Origin of the sequence: Streptomyces sp. NPDC059037, from assembly GCF_042740015.1 — a bacterium.
Lineage (GTDB): Bacteria > Actinomycetota > Actinomycetes > Streptomycetales > Streptomycetaceae > Streptomyces.
Genome location: NZ_JBHYIG010000513.1, coordinates 1 through 1,934, shown reverse-complemented (window position 1 = coordinate 1,934; position 1,934 = coordinate 1). Strand labels below are relative to the sequence as shown.

Annotated in this window: 1 protein-coding gene; it reads left to right on the top strand. The window is 67.5% G+C overall.

Features of this window, described 5'->3' with window-relative positions:
• Positions 1 to 655: 655 nt before the first annotated feature.
• Complete coding sequence (locus ACFWY6_RS45280; protein ID WP_384703736.1) at positions 656 to 1,102, top strand: hypothetical protein; 447 nt, start codon at positions 656 to 658, stop codon at positions 1,100 to 1,102.
• Positions 1,103 to 1,934: the final 832 nt, after the last annotated feature.

Genomic DNA, 1,934 nt, shown 5'->3' with positions numbered 1-1,934 from the left:
GCGCTTCCTGGATGAGAGGTGGGGGGTGGGGGACCTACTTTGGAAAAGTAGCGTTCCGACACAAGGGGGCGCGCGGCGCTGCGAAACACAACCTTGCCGAAGCAGCTTCCCCACACCCCCCTCCCGGGCCGGCCCGACGATCGACACCAGTCTCGTCAACCCTCTACCCGCCCGACCTTCCGGGGCGACCAATCACGGCCATGAGCAGGTGAGGGGGGTGGGGGACCTACTTTGGAGTTCGGCACCGCACCCATTGACCGACTCACCAAGTTCGACGGTTAGACCCCTCCCCGGCCGCGCAGCCTTCGCGCTCGTGGTGGGCTCGTGCGACTTCGGGTTGCCGCTGAGGAACCGGATGCCGCTGACCATTTCCATGACCCGTCTGTGGAATGTTGCGATCTGGCCCTTTTCGAGCATGGCGGCAATTGCGGGTCAGTTGTGGGGGTGGACGGGGAGGGGGGATTGAAGTTGCGGGTGACATGGATGAGTTGATGTTTCCGGATGACATCGAATGCGCGAGCGAGTGGTGTGCGCCGTACTTCGGGCTGGCTGCTTTCACTCCTGTTGCCCGGTCTGTTGCGAAGGCGAGGGTGGAGGAACACGGGTGACGTCCCGTCACTGGTGGAACCAGACCGCGAAACAGGGAGACCTTCGCATGCCTCCGATCCCGGTACGGCCCGGTGTCTACAAGTTCCACGCCCATCTCATCGGCGCGACCTCACTGATGACGGCCACCGAGCACGCCATCGACAAAGGCGCCCCCGTCATCACCGACCACCTGAACCCGATGCCGATGGAACAGGAGTGGGCCGTCGCTCCCGCCGAGTCCGTACCGGGCTCGGCGTACGTGATCTACCTCGCGTACCACGAGGCGGCAGGCCTCGTGATCCCCGAAGACAAGCTGTGGGTCAACGGCGTACCGCGGCCCGAGTGGGCGAAGTTCACCTTCGAGCGGGTCATCGGCGGAGTCAAGATCCTCTCGGAGAAGGGGCTCGCCTTGCGCGCCGGTCACCGCGGCGCGCAGATCGAACTCGCCCCGCCGAAGCCCGACTTCCAGGAAACGTGGACGCTTGAGTTCGTGAGGCCTCTCGACGAGGAGTAGCCCAGGACCTTCGGGGCGACCGGCGACCGATGAGACCGACGGTCGCCCCGATAGCGACCCATCGCGAAGCCACGGCGACGTCGAGGGATTCAGGCCAATCACGCCACTCCTCCAGCCCGTTGCAGCAGCCGGGCAGGAGGTTGGCGCTGGTGCCGCGGTGGCTCGCAGGCAGCCGTACCGCGCACGGCGGATCCGCTCCGCAGACCTGGAGGCCGTCGAGCCCACGCGCACACCCCCCTCCCGGCCGGCCCGGCCTTCCGGGGCAACCGACACGGTCATGAGCAGGGCGAGGGGGTGGGGCACCTACTTTGGAAAAGTAGCGTTCCGACACAAGGGGGCGCGCGGCGCTGCGAAACGCAACTTTGCCGAAGTAGGTTCCCCACACCCCCGCAGCCAGCTCAGGTCCGACCAAGCGTCGAGGGCCGCGAGTTGTATTCGTTGTATTCGTTGTATTCATGGGCTGTGCCCGGCCGATTCAGACCACAGCCCCGCTTACCAGCCCGCCCCGGCCAGTCAACGCCTCGGCTGCTCAGCGACTCGGCGGCCTCAGCAGCTCGACACCTCGGCTGCTCGGCGACTCAGCGGCTCCACACCTCGGCGGCTCGGCGGCTCGGCGGCTGTGCAGCACGGTGGATTGAGGGCCGCGCCGGGGCCTGGCCGGGCCAGCCGCTCGGGGCACCTCTCACCGACCGCCACCCGCTCCACAAGACCAGCGTCCGCCCCCGCACCGGCCGCACACCCACACCACCGCCCCACGCCCACACCATCGCCCGACACCCACACCTGAACCATCGCCCCCGCCCACACCACCGCCCTGCACCCACACCCGTGA